The 20,672-nt window shown below is 67.3% G+C and carries 16 protein-coding genes; 8 read left to right on the top strand and 8 right to left on the bottom strand.

Annotation, left to right across the window (positions count from 1 at the left end; translation table 11 throughout):
* Positions 1 to 190 precede the first annotated feature (190 nt).
* Entirely contained in the window at positions 191 to 679 is a 489-nt protein-coding gene (locus PL79_RS10050; RefSeq protein ID WP_044847436.1) for a MarR family winged helix-turn-helix transcriptional regulator, read from the top strand.
* Positions 680 to 748: 69 nt separating this feature from the next.
* Here the strand turns inward: PL79_RS10050 and PL79_RS10045 are convergent, their stop codons facing one another.
* A complete protein-coding gene (locus tag PL79_RS10045; RefSeq protein ID WP_044847410.1) occupies positions 749 to 1,495 on the bottom strand; it encodes a TetR/AcrR family transcriptional regulator in 747 nt (248 codons plus the stop codon).
* A gap of 171 nt (positions 1,496 to 1,666) precedes the next feature.
* On the opposite strand from PL79_RS10045, the gene PL79_RS10040 reads away from it, so the two are divergent.
* The 7 genes from PL79_RS10040 to PL79_RS10010 all read left to right on the top strand — a co-directional run bounded on the left by PL79_RS10040 (position 1,667) and on the right by PL79_RS10010 (position 10,841).
* Complete coding sequence (locus tag PL79_RS10040) at positions 1,667 to 2,848, top strand: isovaleryl-CoA dehydrogenase (RefSeq protein ID WP_044847409.1); 1,182 nt, start codon at positions 1,667 to 1,669, stop codon at positions 2,846 to 2,848.
* 31 nt (positions 2,849 to 2,879) lie between these two features.
* A complete protein-coding gene (locus tag PL79_RS10035) occupies positions 2,880 to 4,487 on the top strand; it encodes a carboxyl transferase domain-containing protein (RefSeq protein WP_044847408.1) in 1,608 nt (535 codons plus the stop codon).
* Between the two features lie 19 nt (positions 4,488 to 4,506).
* Positions 4,507 to 5,292: an enoyl-CoA hydratase/isomerase family protein gene (locus tag PL79_RS10030; protein ID WP_044847407.1), complete on the top strand. Its 786-nt coding sequence runs from the start codon at positions 4,507 to 4,509 to the stop codon at positions 5,290 to 5,292.
* Between the two features lie 37 nt (positions 5,293 to 5,329).
* Positions 5,330 to 7,330, top strand: a complete 2,001-nt coding sequence (locus PL79_RS10025) for an acetyl/propionyl/methylcrotonyl-CoA carboxylase subunit alpha (RefSeq protein WP_044847406.1) — start codon at positions 5,330 to 5,332, stop codon at positions 7,328 to 7,330.
* A gap of 254 nt (positions 7,331 to 7,584) precedes the next feature.
* Entirely contained in the window at positions 7,585 to 8,727 is a 1,143-nt protein-coding gene (locus PL79_RS10020; protein WP_044847405.1) for a DUF2827 domain-containing protein, read from the top strand.
* An 819-nt stretch (positions 8,728 to 9,546) separates the two neighbouring features.
* A complete protein-coding gene (locus PL79_RS10015) occupies positions 9,547 to 10,350 on the top strand; it encodes an EAL domain-containing protein (protein ID WP_044847404.1) in 804 nt (267 codons plus the stop codon).
* A 62-nt stretch (positions 10,351 to 10,412) separates the two neighbouring features.
* Positions 10,413 to 10,841 carry a hypothetical protein gene (locus PL79_RS10010; RefSeq protein ID WP_044847435.1) on the top strand — a complete coding sequence of 143 codons (429 nt, stop codon included), beginning with the start codon at positions 10,413 to 10,415 and terminating at the stop codon, positions 10,839 to 10,841.
* Between the two features lie 86 nt (positions 10,842 to 10,927).
* On the opposite strand, the gene PL79_RS10005 is transcribed toward PL79_RS10010, so the two are convergent.
* From PL79_RS10005 to PL79_RS09975, 7 genes are all read right to left on the bottom strand, one after another.
* On the bottom strand, positions 10,928 to 12,901 hold the full coding sequence (locus PL79_RS10005; protein ID WP_044847403.1) for an FkbM family methyltransferase: 1,974 nt from the start codon (positions 12,899 to 12,901) through the stop codon (positions 10,928 to 10,930).
* 23 nt (positions 12,902 to 12,924) lie between these two features.
* Positions 12,925 to 14,061, bottom strand: coding sequence for a DUF2827 family protein (locus PL79_RS10000; RefSeq protein ID WP_044847402.1), 1,137 nt, complete (start codon positions 14,059 to 14,061; stop codon positions 12,925 to 12,927).
* Positions 14,062 to 14,089: 28 nt separating this feature from the next.
* Positions 14,090 to 14,557 (bottom strand): DUF4019 domain-containing protein, encoded by a 468-nt coding sequence (locus tag PL79_RS09995; protein ID WP_044847401.1) that lies wholly within the window; start codon positions 14,555 to 14,557, stop codon positions 14,090 to 14,092.
* A gap of 25 nt (positions 14,558 to 14,582) precedes the next feature.
* Positions 14,583 to 15,737 (bottom strand): DUF2827 domain-containing protein, encoded by a 1,155-nt coding sequence (locus PL79_RS09990; protein ID WP_044847400.1) that lies wholly within the window; start codon positions 15,735 to 15,737, stop codon positions 14,583 to 14,585.
* A 14-nt stretch (positions 15,738 to 15,751) separates the two neighbouring features.
* Positions 15,752 to 16,897, bottom strand: coding sequence for a DUF2827 domain-containing protein (locus PL79_RS09985; RefSeq protein WP_044847399.1), 1,146 nt, complete (start codon positions 16,895 to 16,897; stop codon positions 15,752 to 15,754).
* Positions 16,898 to 17,296: 399 nt separating this feature from the next.
* A complete protein-coding gene (locus PL79_RS09980; protein WP_044847398.1) occupies positions 17,297 to 17,965 on the bottom strand; it encodes an OmpA family protein in 669 nt (222 codons plus the stop codon).
* Between the two features lie 122 nt (positions 17,966 to 18,087).
* Positions 18,088 to 20,672, bottom strand: a 2,585-nt coding sequence (locus tag PL79_RS09975; RefSeq protein ID WP_193759832.1) for a YadA family autotransporter adhesin, incomplete at its 5' end; no start/stop codon positions are given.

Below are 20,672 nucleotides of genomic sequence, written 5' to 3'. Positions count from 1 at the left end.
TCTCCTTCAGGGCGGTGCCGCCGGTACGCGGCAACTCGGCATTCCGTGTACTGAATGTGATTCAGTGTACTCATTGAGATTGGCTGGAGCAAGGCGAGCGGTATACTGGTTTTCCCGGGAAATGGCGCGAGGCAGCGCCATGCCGTCGGCGCACGCAACGGCGTGCGCCGCCTATGTCATCGACTCATTCATGGAAAAAACGAATCCCGCCGACACGCCGGTTTTCCCGCTCGACCTGTACGACGAGCCCGGGCACCTGATCCGGCGCGCGCACCAGATCGCAGTCGCGATGTTCTACGAGAAGCTGGGCCGGGACGTGACGCCGGTGCAGTACGCGGTCCTGCGGATGCTCTACGAGTGCCCGGGGCTCGATCAGGTGACGCTCGCGCAGCGGGTGGCGCTCGACACGTCGACCACTGCCGATCTCGCGGTCCGGCTCGAGGCGAAAGGATTGATCGTCCGCGAAGTGCTGCCGCGGCGTCAGCGGCGCCTGCTGCTGACGCCGGCGGGCGTCGAGCTGCTCACGCACCTGATTCCGTCGGTGAAGGAATTGCGCGCTGGCCTGTTCGACGGCATGGGCGAGGACGATTCGCAGGAACTGATGCGCTTGTTGCGCAAGTTCGTCCATCTGAATAACGAGCAGAGCCGCGCGCCGCTGCGGGTGAGCGAGGAATCGTAGCGGTTGGACTCGGCTCGATGGAGCAGGTGATGCGGCAAGGCGCCAGGCGCGCCGCACCGCCTGCCGGCGTCACGCGCGTGACGCTTCGCCTTCCAGCCGCAGCACCGCTTCCGCGACTTCGTTCCTGAAGCGCACCAGCGCCGCCTGCTCCGGCGCGGGCGGCTGCACGGCCGCCCACAGCATGTCGATCAGCTGCGTGGCCGTCGTTTCCGTATCGAGCTTGCGGTGCCCGAGGATCGCATCCCACAGCACGTGCTCGATCGGCCCGAACACCATCGAGCGCAGCAGGCTCAGCGGCATGTCGCGGCGCACCTGCCCGGCCGCCTGGCCGCGCGCGAGCACGTCCATCAGCGGCGCCGTGTAGCGGCGCTGCAGCGCGGTGAGCTCGTCGCTCAGCGCATGCTGCTTCGCACGCCCCTCCGACAGCACCAGCGCGCACAGCCCCGTGCCGTTCACCAGCATCAGCCGCAAGTGCGTGCGCACGATGAACGCGAACTGCTGTTGCACCGGCGCGTCCTGCGGCATCCCGAGTTCGAACGCGGCAATGATTTCGTCGTACCAGTCGGCGATCACACGCGCGCACAGCTCGCGCTTGCCGCGGAAGTAGCTGAACACCGTCGCCTCCGACACGCCGACGCGCTGCGCGATCTCGGCGGCCGTCGCATGCTCGTAGCCCTTTTCGGCGAACACTTCGCGGCCGGCGCGCAGGATGTCCTGCACGCGCTGCTGGGACTTGCGCCCGGCGGGGGCGCGCGACGGCTCGGCGCGATCGGCTTTGGCGGTGGCGGTCATGGTGTCGGCGGTAGCGGCTGTCATCTCGCAATGATATCTGAGTGTCACTCAAAAAACTATTGACGGCAAGCCGGACGAGGCGCGAAACTGTGCAAAATTTCCGCTGTATTGGCTTAATGAATCGACGCATTGATCCGATTTGAGCGAAACTCAGAAATCGGCGCGTGCGACCCACTTTCTGGAAACGGAGGAGACATGATCAACCTGCCCGGTGTGCAATTCATGCTCGGTGAGGACATCGAGATGCTGCGCGACGCCGTCGCGACGTTCGCGGCGAAGGAAATCACGCCGCGCGCGGCGGAGGTCGACCGCACCGACCAGTTTCCGATGGATCTGTGGAAGAAGTTCGGCGATCTCGGCGTGCTCGGCATGACGGTGGCCGAGGAATACGGCGGCGCGAACATGGGCTATACCGCGCACATGGTCGCGATGGAGGAGATCTCGCGCGCATCGGCGTCGATCGGCCTGTCGTACGGCGCGCACTCGAACCTGTGCGTGAACCAGATCCACCGCAACGGCACCGACGCGCAGAAGCAGAAGTACCTGCCGAAGCTCGTGTCGGGCGAACACATCGGCGCGCTCGCGATGAGCGAGCCGAACGCGGGCTCCGACGTCGTCAGCATGAAGCTGCGCGCGGACAAGCGCGGCGACCGTTACGTGCTCAACGGCACGAAGATGTGGATCACCAACGGCCCCGACTGCGACACGCTCGTCGTCTACGCGAAGACGGACCTCGACGCCGGCCCGCGCGGCATCACCGCGTTCATCGTCGAGAAGGGGATGAAGGGCTTCTCGGTCGCGCAGAAGCTCGACAAGCTCGGCATGCGCGGGTCGCACACGGGCGAACTCGTGTTCCAGGACGTCGAGGTGCCGGAGGAGAACATCCTCGGCCAGCTCAACGGCGGCGTGAAGGTGCTGATGAGCGGCCTCGACTACGAACGCGCGGTGCTGTCGGGCGGCCCGACGGGCATCATGGCCGCGTGTCTCGACGCGGTGGTGCCGTATATCCACGACCGCAAGCAGTTCGGCCAGTCGATCGGCGAATTCCAGCTGATCCAGGGCAAGGTCGCCGACATGTACACCACGTTCCAGGCGTGCCGCGCGTACCTGTACGCGGTCGGCCGCCATCTCGACTCGGCGGGCAGCGACCACATCCGCCAGGTGCGCAAGGACTGCGCGGGCGTGATCCTCTACACGGCCGAGAAGGCGACGTGGATGGCCGGCGAGGCGATCCAGATCCTCGGCGGCAACGGCTACATCAACGAATACCCGGTCGGCCGTCTGTGGCGCGACGCGAAGCTCTACGAGATCGGCGCCGGCACGAGCGAGATCCGCCGGATGCTGATCGGCCGCGAGCTGTTCGCGGAAACGATGTAACGCCCCACGTCACGCGAACGGAGCCCCGTCGATGCCGATCATCGAATCGAAACTGAACCCGCGTTCGGAAGAATTCCGCGCGAACGCCGCGGCGCTGGAGGCGGTCGTCGCCGACCTGCGCGCGAAGATCGAACAGCTCGCGCAAGGCGGCGGCCCGGCCGCGCGCGACAAGCACCTGTCGCGCGGCAAGCTGCTGCCGCGCGACCGCATCGCGCAACTGCTCGATCCGGGTGCGCCGTTCCTCGAGCTGTCGCAGCTCGCGGCGAACGGCATGTACAACGACGACGCGCCGGGCGCGGGCGTGATCACCGGCATCGGCCGGATCGCGGGCCGCGAGTGCGTGATCGTGTGCAACGACGCGACGGTCAAGGGCGGCACCTACTACCCGATGACCGTGAAGAAGCACGTGCGCGCGCAGGAAATCGCCGCGGAAAACCGGCTGCCGTGCGTGTATCTCGTCGATTCGGGCGGCGCGAACCTGCCGAACCAGGACGACGTGTTTCCCGATCGCGACCACTTCGGCCGCATCTTCTTCAACCAGGCGACGATGTCCGCGGCGGGGATCGCGCAGATCGCGGTCGTGATGGGCTCGTGCACGGCGGGCGGCGCGTATGTGCCGGCGATGAGCGACGAGTCGATCATCGTGAAGAACCAGGGCACGATTTTCCTCGGCGGCCCGCCGCTCGTGAAGGCCGCGACCGGCGAGGAAGTGAGCGCCGAGGATCTCGGCGGCGGCGACGTGCACACGCGCCTGTCGGGCGTGGCCGACCACCTCGCGCAGAACGACGCGCATGCGCTGTCGATCGCGCGCAACATCGTCGATCACCTCGCGCCGAAGATCGCGTCGCCGGTGGCGCTGCGCGAACCGAAGCCGCCGCGCTACGACGCGAAGAGCCTGTACGGCGTGATTCCGGTCGACACGCGCAAGCCGTTCGACGTGCGCGAGGTGATCGCGCGCATCGTCGATGATTCGGAGTTCGACGAATTCAAGGCGCGCTTCGGCACGACGCTCGTCACGGGCTTCGCGCACATCTGGGGCCATCCGGTCGGGATCGTCGCGAACAACGGCATCCTGTTCTCCGAATCGGCCGTGAAGGGCGCGCATTTCATCGAGCTGTGCTGCCAGCGCAAGATTCCGCTCGTGTTCCTGCAGAACATCACGGGCTTCATGGTCGGCCGCAAGTACGAGAACGAAGGCATCGCGCGCCATGGCGCGAAGATGGTGACGGCCGTGTCGAATGCGAAGGTGCCGAAGTTCACGGTGATCATCGGCGGCTCGTTCGGCGCCGGCAACTACGGGATGTGCGGCCGCGCGTTCGGCCCGCGTTTCCTGTGGATGTGGCCGAACGCGCGGATCTCGGTGATGGGCGGCGAGCAGGCGGCGTCGGTGCTCGCGACCGTGCGCCGCGACGGCATCGAGGCAAAGGGCGGCGCGTGGTCGGCCGAGGACGAAGAGGCATTCAAGCAGCCGATCCGCGACCAGTACGAGCGCCAGGGGCATCCGTACTACGCGAGTGCGCGCTTGTGGGACGACGGCGTGATCGACCCCGCGCAGACGCGCGACGTGCTGGGCCTCGGCCTCGCCGCGTCGATGAACGCGCCGATCGACGACACGCGCTTCGGCGTGTTCCGCATGTAACGGCCGGGAGGGCTGACCGATGCGATACGAAACGATCAAGGTAAGCGAAGCCGGCCGCGTGGCGACCGTCACGCTCGCGCGGCCCGACGTGCGCAACGCGTTCAACGAGACGACGATCGCCGAGCTGACCACCGCGTTCGAGTGGCTCGACGCGCACGCCGGCGTGCGTGCGATCGTGCTCGCCGCGGAAGGCGCGGCGTTCTGCGCGGGCGCGGACCTGAACTGGATGAAGAAGATGGCCGGTTACTCGGACGACGAGAACCGCGCCGACGCGCGCAAGCTCGCGCGCATGCTCGAGGCGATCCACCGCTGCGGCAAGCCGGTGATCGCGCGCGTGCATGGCGACGCGTATGCGGGCGGCGTGGGTCTCGTCGCGGCGGCCGACATCGCGATCGCCGCCGACGGCGTGAAGTTCTGCCTGTCCGAAGCGCGGCTCGGGCTGATTCCCGCGACGATCGCGCCGTACGTCGTGCGGGCGATGGGCGAGCGCGCGGCGCGCCGCTACTTCACGACGGCCGAGGTGTTCGATAGCGCGCGCGCCGCGTCGCTCGGCTTCATTCACGACGCGGTGCCGGCCGATGCGCTCGACGAAACGGTCGCGAAGCTGGCCGCGACGCTCGTCGCGAACGGCCCCGACGCCGTGCAGGCGTGCAAGCGGCTCGTCGCCGACGTGGCCGGCCGGCCGCTCGACGCGACGCTGATCGAGCAGACGGCCGACTGGATCGCGCGCACCCGCGCCGGCGCGGAAGCGCGCGAAGGGATCGCGTCCTTCCTCGAGAAACGCACGCCTGCGTGGCGTGAATGACCGGCGTGCCCCTAACTTTCCGGACGACATCGAAGCCATGTTCGACAAGATTCTGATCGCCAACCGCGGTGAAATCGCCTGCCGCGTCGCCGCGACGTGCAAACGTCTCGGGATCGCGAGCGTCGCCGTCTATTCTGACGCGGACGCGAACGCGAAGCACGTCGCCGCATGCGACGAAGCCGTGCACATCGGCGGCGCGGCGGCCGCGGACAGCTACCTGCGCATCGAGCGCATCATCGAGGCCGCGCGCGCGACCGGTGCGCAGGCCATCCATCCGGGCTACGGCTTCCTGTCGGAGAACGAGGATTTCGCGCATGCCTGCGAGGCGGCCGGCATCGCGTTCATCGGGCCGCCGGTCGACGCGATCGCGGCGATGGGCTCGAAGGCTGCCGCCAAGGCGCTGATGCACGCGGCCGCGGTACCGCTCGTGCCCGGCTATCACGGCGACGACCAGGACGCGGCGAACCTGCATCTCGAAGCCGACGAGATCGGCTACCCGGTGCTGCTGAAGGCGAGCGCGGGCGGCGGCGGCAAGGGCATGCGCGTGGTCGAGCGCTCCGAGGACTTCCCGGCGGCGCTCGCGTCGTGCCAGCGCGAGGCCGCGAGCAGCTTCGGCAACGACCGCGTGCTGATCGAGAAATACCTGACGCGCCCGCGTCACGTCGAAGTGCAGGTGTTCGGCGACACGCACGGCAACACCGTCTACCTGTTCGATCGCGACTGTTCGGTGCAGCGTCGTCACCAGAAGGTGCTCGAGGAAGCGCCGGCGCCGGGGCTGCATGAAGACGTGCGCCAGGCGATGGGCGAGGCGGCCGTCGCGGCCGCGCGCGCGGTGAATTACGTCGGTGCGGGCACCGTCGAGTTCATCATGACGGGCGAAGCGTTCTACTTCATGGAAATGAACACGCGCCTGCAGGTCGAGCATCCGGTCACCGAGATGGTCACGGGGCTCGATCTCGTCGAATGGCAGCTGCGCGTCGCAGCGGGCGAGCCGCTGCCGCTGAAGCAGGACGAACTGCGCGTGCAGGGTCATGCGATCGAGGCGCGTCTTTACGCGGAGAATCCGGCGCGCGGCTTCCTGCCGTCCACCGGCACGCTGAAGCACCTGCGGCTGCCGGAAGGCGTCGAGTTCGCGATCGGCGCGCCGGTGCGCGTCGACAGCGGCGTGCGCGAGGGCGACGCGATCACGCCGTTCTACGATCCGATGATCGCGAAGCTGATCGTGCACGGCGCGGACCGCGCGGAAGCGCTCGGCCGGATGCTGCGCGCGCTGCGGGCCTGCGAGGTGGTGGGCCTGCACACGAATGCCGCGTTCCTGCAGCGGATCGTCAACTGCGGGCCGTTTGCGAGCGCCGATCTCGACACGGGCCTGATCGAGCGCAACCACGATGCGCTGTTCGCGCCGCAACAGCCGCCGCGCGCGACGCTCGCGCTGGCCTGCGCGGCACTCCTCGCGCGCGAACGCGGCGCGGCCGCACGGGAAGGCGCGTCGCCGTGGGGTGCACTGCCGGACTGGCGGCTGAACGGCGGCTATCGCCGCACGCTCGAATGGCATGCGCCCGATCGCGACGCGGACGTGACGGTCACCTACGAGGACGACCGCGGCAGCACGCGCCTCGCCACCGGCGACGCGGCCGCGCAGCCGTTCGCGTGGACGCGCGGCGCGACGCCGCTCGACTTCGACGTGACGCTCGACGGCGTGCGCAGCAGCGGCCGCGTGTATGCGGACGGCGACAGTTTCCACGTGTTCACACAGGGTGTCGCCGAGACCTTCGAATGGCGCAACGTGCTCGCGCACGCGGGCGATGCCGAGCATGGCGGCGGCCGCCTCACTGCGCCGATGCCCGGCAAGGTGATCGCGGTGCTGGTCGAGCCGGGCCAGAAGGTCGAGGCCGGCACGCCGCTGATCGTGATGGAAGCGATGAAGATGGAGCACACGATCGGCGCGCCGGGCGCGGGTGTCGTCGCGGAAGTGCTGTACGGCGTCGGCGACCAGGTCGCGGATGGCGCGCAGTTGCTGATGATGGCGGAAGGCTGACCGCGGCGTGTGCCGCGCAGGGGCCGGCGTGGCGCCTCGCGGCGCGGCGCCGGCCTCGTCGCATTTCGCATCCGGCCGTCGGCGATGGCGTGCATGGCCAGGCCCGCACGGTGCGGACGACGGCTCTCGGCCGCATCGCGTATGACCATGCCTGACAGTCTGGCGGCCGGCGCTCCGCTAGACTGGCGGATTGCTCACGCGGCCATTGCCGTGAGCTACACTGCATCCATTCAATCATCCACCCCGCCGACGAGATGAAGTCTCCTGCCCTGAACGGCCTGCGCATCGGTATCACGATCGGCCTGCGCGCCCCCGACGAAAGCCTGTGGATCAACGGCATCAAGCAGAACGCGTTGTTTCTCGCGAAGTTGTTGATGGCGTCGCCGCATGGGTATCGCGTGACGCTGGTCAACACGACCGACGTGGCGCTTACCGACGCGCTGCCTTGGGATCGCCGCGTATACGACACGCGCGCGTTCGCCGACATGAAGGATGCGCTCGACGTGGTGATCGAGCTGGGCGGTCAGATCGACGGCGAGCAGACGGCCTACCTGAAGGCGCGCGGCGCGAAGATCGTCAGCTACTGCTGCGGCTTCGAATACATCACCTCGATGGAATCGATACTGTTCGGCCGCCGCATGTGGGATTCGCTGTTCATCAACCGCGGCTACGACGAATTGTGGGCCATTCCGCAGATCGCGGAGTCGTCGCTGCCGTTCCTGCAGTCGCTGCGCCGTTGCCCGGGGCGCGTCGTGCCGTTCGTGTGGGACCCGATGTGTCTGGAGGCGCGTGCGCAATCGCTGCCGGAGCGTGGCGAATACCGGCCGCGCACCGAACCGGGCAAGCGGCTGACGGTGATGGAGCCGAACCACAACGTCGTGAAGTTCTGCATGTATCCGATGCTGATCATCGACGAGGCGTATCGCCGCGATCCCGACGCGATCTGCTTCACGCACGTGACGAACGCCGATCGCCTCGCGCACAACAGCCCCGAGTTCGTGACGCTGATGAACTACCTGGACATCGTGCGCGCGGGCAAGGCGAGCTTCGTCGGGCGTTTCGACACGCCGTTGTTCCTGGCCGACATGACCGACATCGTCGTGTCGCATCAATGGGCGAACCCGCTCAACTATTTCTATTTCGACGTGTGCTGGCAGGGTTATCCGCTCGTGCACAACGCGAGCCTCGTGCCGGACCTCGGCTACTACTATCCTGGCAACGACGTGCAGAAGGGCACCGAGGCGCTGCTGCACGTGCTGCATACGCACGACGACGACTGGCAAGGGTATGCGCGGCGGCAGCGCGAGATCCTGCGCCGCTATACGTCGGCGAACCCCGCGCTCGTCGCCGACTACGACGCGCTGCTCGCGAACCTGATCGGCGCGACGGCGGCATAAGGCTGCACGACGCGGCACGCGCCGCTGCCTGCGGGCGCATTCGATCGCGATTTGCGCGATCGAGGCGGTCGGCTCGATTTCGCCGCCTGCCGTCAACCGGATTGTCCCGGGTTAATGTCTGAAGAAATGAGCCGTTAAAAAAGAAACCGCCGAACCGGGGAGATTCGACGGTTTTTGAAGGCACGAATTTGACGGCTCCGAGGGAAGTCCGTCAAAAATAATTTTATAGGTTAACTAGTCGGAAAGATTGTTAAATATCTTTCGATCGATGGTTGCCGTATAATTTGACTTAATTATTGTAGTTCAAGTCAGCCGGATTATCATTCAAATATTTTCAATATCGTTTGAAACGGCAAAATTGAATTCTGTGGAGACCGAATGCGTCGTCGCAACGCAATGGCTGCACGGTTTGCCAGCGGCTGCGAGGAATCCGGCCGTCGGGTCCGGGTAGCGTTTCGCTGGCGCGCATTTGTCATATGATATTTCAAACATCCGATTTTTGAAACGGGTCTTGCGATAAATCGATTCACCCGAAGATGTTCGGGTGGGGCAAATAACCAGTATCGATCGGAGTATCGCCGACGTTTTTGTGTAACCTGTCGCACTGTTGTCGACGTGCGCGTGTGGTGTATTTTCGGTGTTTGAATATCATTGACAATATCTGATTTGACGGCACGCCGGAATAAAAAGTACGCTCCCGAAAAAGATCGAAAAAGAGGTTGGGCCGGGTAGGCGGTGGTGCGCGTCGTGGTCGGCTCGCGCCACATGTATCGAGAGCGCGGGCCGTCATCGGCGGTCCGACAATTGCCGGAGCGCCGGATGAATGCGGTCGAACCTCGCCTGGAGGCGAACAGCGTAGCGAATCGGGACGAGATCGATCTCGTATTCGGCGCGCCTGACGATCACCCCGACCTTGCGTCGGTACGCAGTTTCGTCGAAAGCCGGCTCGGATTCGCGCGAGAGCCGGTTTGCCGCGCCGATTTGTCGGGCGGCGTGCTGTATCACGAATGCCTCGCGCGGCTGCGCTGGGGCGCGCGCGATGTCTTGCCGCCGCTCGCGTTCCTGCCGCGCCTCGAATCGCTCGGGCTGATGCGCTGGTTCGACCGGCTCGTGGTGGGCCGGACGATCGACGCGCTGCGCGCCGATCCGAAGGCCGTGTACGGCTGCAACGTCACGGCGACGAGCGCGGTCGTGGACGACGCGTGGCTCGCCCTGTTCAGGCGGCTCGAGCGCGAGCCGTCGGTCGCGGCGCGGCTGGTCGTCGAAATCACCGAGACGGGGCCGCTGAACCCCGTCGCGGGCCGGTCGTTCGTGAACCGGTTTCGCCAGGCCGGGTGCCGCGTCGCGATCGACGATTTCGGCGTCGGCTTCAGCGCGCTGAACAACCTGGTGGTCGGCAACCCCGACATCGTGAAGCTCGACAGGTCGGTCCTGTCGCTGATCAAGCGCAACGCGATCGGGCGCTACCAGTTTCGCCGGCTGATCGCGTTCGCGCACGAAAGCGCGCGGCACGTCGTCGTCGAAGGCGTGGAGAACGAGATCGACCGGCAGATCATCCTGGATTCCGGCGTCTCATGGGCGCAGGGCATCCGCTTTACATGGCGGTCACCGGCCGCCGCATGACGCCGCGGCGCGGGCGTGGCGCGCCGGCATCGGACAACGAAGAATTGAATAGGGGCGTGGGCATGGCGGCGACGAAGAAGGCCGGGCACGGAACGGGCACGCAGGCGGCCGATGCGCGCGAGCTCGTCGCGATCGCCGAACTGGCCGAGATGCTGGAGCAACTCGGCGCCGATGCGATTGACGCGACCGCTTCACCGGTCGACGTCATGCCGTTTCTCCACGGCCTGAAGAACGTCTCGCAACACATTCACCGGATGAAACCGCTCGATGCCGACGGTCGCGAGCGCGCGGCGCGACACTATTTCGCCGGTGTGTTCGCGGGCGCTTGCGGCGACGATTCGGCGATCGCGTGCGGCGTATCGGGCAGCCTGGCGCAACAGGCCGGCGATGTCGGCCCCGCGGCGGCACGTTGTTTCGCGAGGCTTGCGCGCATCGGCCGGCGGCATGGCCGTGCGTTCGCCGAGCGACGCGGGCAGCGCGTGCCGGCTTGACGCCGGTTCGTGCATCACGTCCTCGTCAGGTTCTCGTCACGCTCCTCAGGAGTACTACCGCTTGCGTCGCGCGGCAAGGTCGCTCGTCAGTCCTTCCCGAAGCCACCCAGGACGAGCGCCAGCGCGCGGTCGACCGCATCGTCCCAGCGGCCCGGATGCGCGGCGCGCACGATCCGGATGCCCGGGTACAGCGCGGTACGCGAGCCGGTTTCCCAGCGTGCATCGGCTTTCGGGCTCAGCAGCAGGACGGCCGGCACACCTAGCGCGCCGGCCAGGTGGATGTGCGCGGTGCAGGTGGTGACCACGGCGTCCATCGCGAGCATCAGTGCGGCCAGATCGCTGAAATCGCCGATCGCGTGATGCGGGAACGTGACCGGCAGATCCGACGGCTCGGACTGCGCGGCGATGTCGCGGTTGATGCAGTACGCGGCATGGCCGCGCAGCCGCGCGAGCGGCGCGAGGTCGCGCAGGCTGGCCGCGCGCAGGAAGCGCGCATCGCTTTCGTCGCGGCCGCGCCAGTTGAGGCCGATGCGGCGCGTGCCCGGTGCGCTGCCATCGCGCGCGACGCGTTCGCGCCATGCCGCCGCCCGTTCGGGCGGGCACGACAGGTAGGCGGCCGGCGCACCGGCCGGTGCCGGCGCGTAGCCGAACTGCGCGGCCAGCACCAGGAACGAACACCAGTAGTCGTGAGCGATCTGCGACGTGTCGACCCACGCGCCGTGTGCGGCGACGACTTCGATGCGCGGGAACGTATGGCGCATCAGGTCGGCCAGCGCGGCGGGGACGATGACCGTCACCGCCACGCCGTCGAGCGCGTCGAGCGCATGCAGGTAGCGCGCGTACTGGAGCTGGTCGCCGACCCCGCCGTAGCTGATCACGAGCAGCCGCTTGCCGTGCAGCGGCTGGCCGTCGTAGAGCCGTTCCGTCGGCAGCCCGAACCGTGCGGCCGTGAGCACGTTCTCGCTGGCGATGGTCGCGCGCGCGGCTTCGTCGCGTCGGCCGGCACGCAGCAGCAGCGCCGAGCGCGCGAGTTCGACGCGCCCGCGCAGCGCGTCGGGCAGCGCGGCCGGTTCGCCGATGCGTTCGAGTGCCGCGAGCCCGGCATCGGGCGCGCCGGCGAAGCCGTAGCACGACGCGAGCTGGAACGCGATCGCATCGTCGTCGAGGCCCCGGCCGCGCGCGCACAGCCAGCGGGCGATCGCGTGGCCCCATTCGCAGCGGGATTCGTGGTCGAGCGCGCGGTTCCAGTGCGTTTCGGGCGCGTCGTCGGTCTCGGCTGACACGGCGGCATTCGCGTCATCGTTTGCGCGGGCGGATACGCGGCCGACGGGCTCGCCCGAGATGAACAGGCGTTGCCGGTCCCAGCGCGGGTTCGGCACGCACAACAGATTCGGCCCGTCGAACCGGTAGAACGTGTAATCGAGGCCGGCGAACGTATCGATGACGCGTGCGTCATCCGCGTTCCGGCAGGCGATCCAGCACCACGGCAGATGCGTTTCGATCAGCAGGCGCGCGCCGTGCAGCGCGTCGATCTCCATCCCGTCGATGTCGAGCTTCAGGAAATCGAGGCGCGGCAGGCCGAGCGAATCGAGCCTGACGGTCGGGGCGGGCGTGCCGTCGGCCGCGTGCGCGTCGACGCGTGCGGCCGGTTCGGCGCCGGCGGGGTGCCCGCCGTCTGCGTCGGGCACCGTCATCGTGCCGTTGCGGCTCGCGAGCCCCATGTTCAGCAGATGAAGGTTGTCGAGCTGGTTGAGCGCGACGGTGCCGCCGAGCGCATGGAACAGCGTGCGCCGCGGCTCGAACGCATGGACGTGGCCGCCGCGATCGCGCAAGCGCTGCGCGATCGGCACGCAGACGAGTCCCGCATTGGCCCCGCCGTCCACCGCGAGCGCGCCGTCGGGCAACTGGTCGATCACCTGCATGATCGTGTCGAGCTCGCCCTGGTTGTGCGGCCGGCCGGTCTCGAGCAGCGCGTCGGCCTGCCGCGTGCTGTGCCGGTCGATGACGAACGGGCCGTGGATCGAATCGATCACGACGAAGTGGCGGACGGTGTGCTTCATGAACGGAGGGCGAACGGGCGCGGTCAGCCGAGCGCGCGCCCGGCGAACAGGCGCTGGATCTGCCCGGAATACGCGCGGACGTTGTGGTCGGCGAGCGTGTCGACCTGCTGCAGGCAGCGGCGGGCCGCTGCCGCGTAGTCGTCGAGCCGCGCGTCGTGCGTCTGCGCGGCGGTCGCGATCGCGCGTGCCGCGTCGAAGATCTCGAAGTCCGGGTAGTAATAGCCGACGTCGCGCAGGAACGGCGAGTTGTGCACGAGCGGATAGTTGCCGTACAGCGCGTCGTACAGCAGGTAGTTCAGGCCGTTTTCCCAATGGTGCGACACGACGATGTCGGTGTGATGCGCGGCCCACGCGACGAACGGCGCGCGCACGTCGGCCGTCGCCTTGCCGTCGCGCACCATCTCGAGCCCGAGCGCGAGATGCTTGAAGGCGACGTTTTCCTTCTTGTCGAACGTGTTGGTCATGTACACGTGTTCGACGAGCTCCGGATGCTCGACATAGCACGCGTTCGCGGCCAGCATCGGCACGATCGAACTCTTCACGACGTTCAGGTTCGGCTCGAAGAACGCGATGCGCTTGGCCGGACCGTGGTTGCGGTAGCCGAAGCGCGCCTTCAGCTCGGGGTCGGCGTCGAGGCTGCGTTCGATGAAGTACGGCGACCAGATGTGCGGCAGCTCGATCACCGGCGCGCGATATACGGCCTGGAAGTAGGCCGCGCACGTGTGCATGTGCTGCGGGTTGGTCCAGATCTCGTCGAACTGCACGCGGTTCGGGTTCGGCCGCCAGTTGTTCTTCTCGAAGTTGATCGTCTCGACCGCGATCACGTAGTCGTTGCCGAAGCGGTACGACACGCACTTGCCGCCGCGCCGGCGCACCGCGTCCGTGTGCGACGGGTCGACGAACGCGTTCATCTCGATCAGCAGGTCGGTCTGGTGGACGATCGCCGACAACGGCCGCAGCGCGTCGCCGAACGCGTCCATCATCAGCGCCTGCGGGTAGTCGGTGATGCCGTCGTCGTGCGCGAGCCACACTTCGCCGATCAGCGGCGAGCGTTTCAGCAGCATGTACAGGTACACGCAATGCTGGTTCGCGCCGTTGTACCAGATCGACTGCGTCGCGTCGCGCTGCACGTTCATCGTAATCGCGACATTGATTTTCATCGGCGGCTCCGGGCGGACGGTGCGCGGTTCAAGGCGTGTAGTTCTGCGACTGGCGCGGCACGTAGCCGGTCAGGTGCCAGAGGCCGTCGTCGTCGAGGCGAAAGCTCAGCTTTTCGTATACGGTCGTCCCGGTCGTGAGCGTCGTCGCATAGTCGACATTCGCATAAAGCCCGTCGGGCATCGACGATGAATTCGTGTAGCGAATCCGCGTGATCTGCGCCCAGCCGCGATGGCTGACCATGCCGACCGACTGGCGCGCGCGCTGCATGTCCGCCGCGAACTGGTCCTGCTTGATGCGCGCCTTCACGAACCCGGCGGAGCCGGTCCACACCGCGCCGTACTGACCGGCGTCGAGCTGTTTGAAGACTGCATCTGCATCGCGCAGCAGCGCGTCCGCCGATTCGTCGCCGGATTGCGCGTGTGCGCCGATCGCGATCGAGGCGACGGCGCAGCCGATCAGCCATTTCGTGCGGGAGAGAGGCGGGTGTGCGTTCATGTCGGAGTCCGGAGAAGGTGGCGCGTCAAGCGTCGCGATAGAGCGACGCGATCGCGTCGGAATACGCGGCGACGTTGTCGGGGTTGTAGATGCTGACCGAGTCGAGCACGTGCTTCGATTGCTCGCGGTATGCATCGAGATTCGCGTCGTGTTCGGCAAATGCCCGCAGCAGCGCGCGGCCGCCGGCCTGGCAGTCGAAGTCCGGATAGAAATACCCGGCCTTGCCGAGGAACGGCGAGTTGTGGATCAGCGGATAGTCGCCGTACAGCAGTTCGTAGTACAGGTAGTTCTGCGCGTTTTCCCACGTGTGCGACACCACCGCGTCGCCGTAGGCGGCCATGAACTCGTACACCGCGTAGCGGCTTTCGAACGTCGTGATCCCGTGGTTCACGATGTCGAGACTCTTCGCGAAATGAACGAACGTCGTATGTTCCTTCAGGTGCAGCGTATTGCACACGCGCACGAATTCGACGAAATCGGGCTTCGCGCGATACGCTTCCTCGGTCACCAGCATCGGGATGATGCTCGTCTTCACCATGCAGATGTTCGGCTCGAACATCGTCACGCGCCAGCGCGGCTTGCCGGGCTGATAGCCGAACGACAAACCGGCGCCGAGCGTCGCGCGTGCCTTGTCGAACAGCATCGGATGCCAGATGTGCGGGACGATCGTCACCGGCGCACGCAGGCCCGTCTGGTAATAGTGCAGGCACGAGCGCTCGAATTCCGGAATCGTCCAGACCGCGTCGTACGGCGCGCCCGAGAACAGGAAGCCCGACGGCTTGTCGAACATCGCGCGTTCGATGTCGATCACGTAGTCGTTGCCGACCCGCATCGTGACGATCTTGCCGCCGCGGTCGCGGAACGCGCGCAGGTAGTCGGCGCCGAACTGCGCGCTCATTTCGATCAGCACGTCGCAGCGCTCGAGCGCTTCGTCCATCGACAGCAGCGGCACGTCCCATTCGCCGAGCATCATCTGCGGATCCGCGAGCTGTTCGCCGCCGTTCACCATCACGGCTTCAGCGACGAGCGGCGACTGGCGCAGCAGCAGGATCAGCAGCAGGCAGTTCTGGAAGATGCCGTTTTCCCACAGCGACTGGCCGGCGCCGCGCACGAACAGCGACACGCCGACGACGAGACGCTTGCCCTCGCCGGGCGCTTGACGGGCATTGGAGTCCGACATGCGTATTCTCCGGTTCAGGCGACCAGACGCGAGACGAACGCGTCGAGGTTCGCGGGGTTGTCGATCGAGACCGACCGCAGCAGCCGGTCGGCTTTCGCGCGGTAGTCGTCGAGCTGCTCGTCGTGATGCAGCCAGGCATCGAGCAGCACGCGGCCGCCCGCGGCGGAATCGAAGTCCGGGTAGTAGTAGCCGGCGTCGCCGATCAGCGTCGAGTTGTGGATCAGCGGATAACCGCCGTACAGCACGTCGTAGTACAGATAGTTCTGCGCGTTTTCCCAGTGATGGGACACGACGGCGTCCGCGTGGCGCGCCATGAAGCCCGGCAGGTCGATGCGCGGCTCGAACGTCGCCTTGTGCTGGCGCACGAGGTCGAGGCTGTTCGCGAAGTGCAAGAAGGTCGGATGGGCCTTCATGTGCATCGAGTTGACGACGAACAGATGCTGCACGGCGTCCGGATGTGCGCGGTAGAGCTCGTCGCACGCGAGCATCGGGTAGTGGCAGGACTTCACGACCGAGATGTTCGGCTCGAGCGTGGCGAGATTCCACGGGCGACGGCCGGGCCGATAGCCGAACGTCAGGCCTTCGCTCGCCAGCGCGGCGATGCGGCGATCGAGGAAGTACGGCGACCAGATATGCGGCATCAGGTGCACCGGCGCGCGCAACAGGGTTTGCAGCATCGGTGCGCCGGTCTTCTCGTACTGCGGCAGCAGCCATACTTCGTCGAACGGCGTGTCGTTGAAGATGTGCCCCGACGGCTTGCCGAAGATCGGTGTTTCACCCAGGCCGGCGTAGACGTGTCCGCAGAAGAAGGCGACGAGTTTCTTGCCGAGCGCCTTCATGTGCCTGCGCCATTCGAGCGGCAATTGCGCGCCCATCTCGATCACGACGTCGAGGTCGTGCGTGACGTCGGAAGGCTTCACGAGCGGCACGTCGAGGCCGTCGAGATCGAGCCCGGCCGGAAACGCGTTGGCGTCGCCGCCGTTCAGGAAATAGACGGGGCCGACGCGATCGGAGCGCTTGAGCATCATCGCGAGGAACGCGATGTTCTGGTGAATGCCGTTTTCCCAGATCGCCTGGCCGTCCCGCGCAAACAGCGAGATGCCGACGGCCGGCCGTTGCTTGCGGGTGCCGCCCGAGGCGGCTTGATTGATGTCCGTCACCGGTTGGTTTCCTCTGCGGCGTCGTGCGTTCGGCCGTGGCCGCGAAACGGCGCGCCGTGGATTGTCGTGGTTGTGTTCGCGCCGGCGCGCGCCGGAATATGAGTCGAGCGGCGCGGATCGCGGGGCGGCCGCCGGATTCCGGTGTGTCGTCGGGCGGGTCACGGCGCGCGACGCGGGCGGAACGCCTCGGCAGCTGTCTGCGGCGATTGTGGCACGGAAGGCGCCGTCTTGTGGAGGGGGCCTGACGAACTTTGACATAGCCGCCCGCGCGGGAGCCGGGGCCCCGGCGAAGCGGGGTCGGTGCGGTCGGGCGGGGTGGCCGGCGGGGCGGCTGCGCGTTGCCGGTCAAGGCCGTCGCGTGCGGGCGCGGGGTGCGCCGGGGCCGCGACGGCCGGCTGCTCAGCGCTGCAGCGAGATCTCGACGCGGCGGTTGCTCGCGCGGCCTTCGTCCGTCGCGTTGGACGCGACCGGATCGGCACTGCCGCGGCCCGTGACCGACACGGCCTGCGCTTTCAGTCCGTGTGCCTTCAGGTAGCTTGCGACGGTTTCCGCGCGGCGCTTCGACAGCGCGAGATTGGCGGCGTCGTTGCCGACCGAATCCGTATGGCCGGTGACCGTCACCTGCGTGTACGTGCGGTCTTCGCGTTCGTTCAGCAGCTTGTCGAGCGACGCGCGCGCGGCCGGCGTGAGCGTGGCCAGGCCCGTCGCGAACAGCGCGTCGCCCGCGAGGTTGACGTGTTCGACCGCGGCGGGCGCGGGGGCCGGCTCGGCCGCCGACGCAGCTTGGGCCGGCGCGGCGCCGCACTGGAACACCAGCGTCGCGGGATCGGATTTGTCGCGCAGCGCGCGGGCGGAATCGACGACGCGCACCGGCTGGTCGCCGCAGATCTTGCGGGCGGCCTTCATGCAGGTCTGCGGACCCGACAGCAGGCCGTGGCAGTCCACCTGGAAGGTGCGCACGCCGTCGCGCGGCTGCAGTTCGGAGGCGCTGAAGGTCGGGCCGGATGCGGTCGAGCACGCGGCGAGGGCCAGCGCGGAAAGCGCGAGCGCAAGAGCGAGTTTGTTCACGGTTACGTCCTCAATACTTGGGTTGACTGAAGCCCGCCGCGCGTTGCGCGGCGGGCTCGTCCTGCCGTCGGGGCCCCCTGGCGCCGCCGGCTCGCGAGCCGGCGGCGTGGCGGCGCGACGGGTTACTTCCACTGGTACAGCATGCCGGCGCCGATCACCTTCTGACCGCCGCTGAAGCCGCCGTTGATCGACGCCTTCAGGTTCTCCGTGATGCGCGCCTGCATGTTGACCGCCATCGCCTTCTGGCCGAGGAAGGTCGACGTGCCGATACCCATCCCGAAGTTGGCGTCGCGATCGAGCTGCGGGATCGACGCCATCGCGCCGACGGCCGCGATACCCTGCTTCGCCATCTGGTCGGTCTGCTGCAGTTGCGAACCCAGCGCGTTGATCTGCCCTTGCTGGCCGGACAAGGCGGTCGACAGCGTCGTCTGCACCTGCGTCAGCTGGTTCACGTTCACCGCGTCGGTGCCTTGCGTACCCGGCGCGACGTTCGTGATCTGGCGCTGCTGCGTGTCGCTGCCGACCGACACCACGTTCGAGCGACCGCCGTCGTTCGAATTCGCGCCGATCGCCACCGAGTTCGAGCCGGCGGTGACGGTCGGCCGGTCGGTACCGGTGCCGTTCATGTCGGCCGCGATGGCGGTGTTGTTCGTCGCACGCGTCGTGTTGTTGTTGATCGTGGTCGACAACTGGTTCACCTGATCGCCGAGGTTCGTCACGCCGGTCGACAGCGAAGCCACCGTGCTGTTCGTCGTGCTCAGGCCGGTCGACAGCGAGCCGATGCCGGTCGAGGTCGACGTCGACAACGACGTGAGGTTGCTGTTCGTCGAGCTGAGGCCCGTCGACAGCGAGTTGATCGCCGTCGAGGTCGACGTGGACAACGACGTGAGATTGCTGTTCGTCGAGCTGAGGCCCGTGGACAGCGAACCGATGCCGGTCGACAGCGACGCGATGTTCGACGCGGTCGACGTGGACAGGCTGTTGACGGCCTGATTCGTCGCGTTGAGCTGGCTGCCGTTGATCGCGTCCGTGCTGGTGGCCGATACCTGGCCTGCCGCGACGTTCGTGATCTGGCGTTCCGCACCGGGTGCGCCGACGCTGAAGACGCCCACTGGCGAGGTGCCGTAGACCGGGTACGTGACGCCGCCGACCGTGACGCTCGACACGCCGACGGCGTTGCCCGTGGTCGAGTTCGCGCCCATCGCGATCGAGTTGGCGACATTGGCCTGCGCGTTCGTGCCGAAGGCGAGGGCGTCGGTTGCCGTGGCCTTCGCGTTCGAGCCGTAGGCCTGGGCGCCGATCGCGCTGGCCGTCGCCTGATTGCCGAGCGCGATCGTGTTGTCCGCGGTGGCCTGGTTTGCGCTGCCGAGGGCGAGCGCGCTGTTGCCGGTTGCCGTGTTCGCGTTGCCGAGTGCCACTGCGCCGGTGCCGGTCGCCGTGTCGTTCGCGCCCAGCGCGACTGCGCCGGTGCCCGTCGCGATGCTCGGGTCGCCGATCGCGACCGCGCCGTCGCCGCTCGCGGTGTTGCCGGAGCCGATCGACACCGCCTTGCCGCCGGTGGCCGAAGCGTTCTGGCCGATGGCGACCGCGCCTGCCGTCTGCGCGTTCGAACCGTCGCCGACTGCCACGCTGCTGGCGCCTGCCGCGCTGGCGTTCACGCCGGCTGCCAGCGAGTTGACGCCCGTCGCGCCGTCGTTGGCGTAGTTGCCTTGCTGCGTGCCGTTGTCGTTGACGCTGTAGTAGTGCGTCTTCGCGGCTTCGATCGCGGTCGAGGTCGAGGTGGACAGCGACGTGATCGAGCTGGTGGCCGTCGAGAGACCCGTCGAGGTCGACGTGGACAGCGACAGGATCGTGCTGGTGGCCGTCGAGAGACCGGTCGAGGTCGACGTGGACAACGAGTTGATCGAGCTGGTTGCCGACGACAGGCCGGTCGAGGTCGAGGTGGACAGCGAGCTGATCGAGCTGGTCGCCGACGAGAGGCCGGTCGAGGTCGAAGTCGACAGCGAGGCGACCGAGCTGTCGGTCGAGCTCAGACCCGTGGACAGCGACGTGACGCTGCTTGCGGTCGACGTGGACAACGACGTCAGCGAGCTGTTGGTCGAGCTGAGGCTGGTGGACAGCGAGCCGATCGAGCTGGTCGCGGACGACAGGCCCGTCGAGGTCGAAGTCGACAGCGAGCTGATCGAGCTGGTTGCCGAGGAGAGGCCGGTCGATGTCGAAGTCGACAGCGATGCCACGGTGCTATCGGTCGAACTCAGGCCCGTGGACAACGAGTTGATGCCCGTCGAAGTCGAGGTCGAGAGCGAGCTGATCGAGCTGGTTGCCGACGAGAGGCCGGTCGACGTGGAGGTCGACAGCGAGGCGACCGAGCTATCGGTCGAGCTGAGGCCGGTCGACAGCGAGCTGATACCCGTCGAGGTCGACGTGGACAGCGAGCTGATCGAGCTGGTTGCCGAGGACAGGCCGGTCGACGTGGAGGTCGACAGCGAAGCCACTGAGCTATCGGTCGAGCTCAGGCCGGTCGACAGCGAGCTGATACCCGTCGAGGTCGACGTGGACAGCGAGCTGATCGAGCTGGTTGCCGACGACAAGCCGGTCGACGTGGACGTCGACAGCGAAGCGACCGAGCTATCGGTCGAGCTGAGGCCGGTCGACAGCGAGCTGATACCCGTCGAGGTCGACGTGGACAGCGAGCTGATCGAGCTGG

The sequence above is a fragment of the Burkholderia sp. USMB20 genome (assembly GCF_000949135.2).
Taxonomy (GTDB): domain Bacteria; phylum Pseudomonadota; class Gammaproteobacteria; order Burkholderiales; family Burkholderiaceae; genus Burkholderia.
Note: the sequence above shows the minus strand (reverse complement) of the source record. Positions and strands in the feature narration are given on the sequence as shown.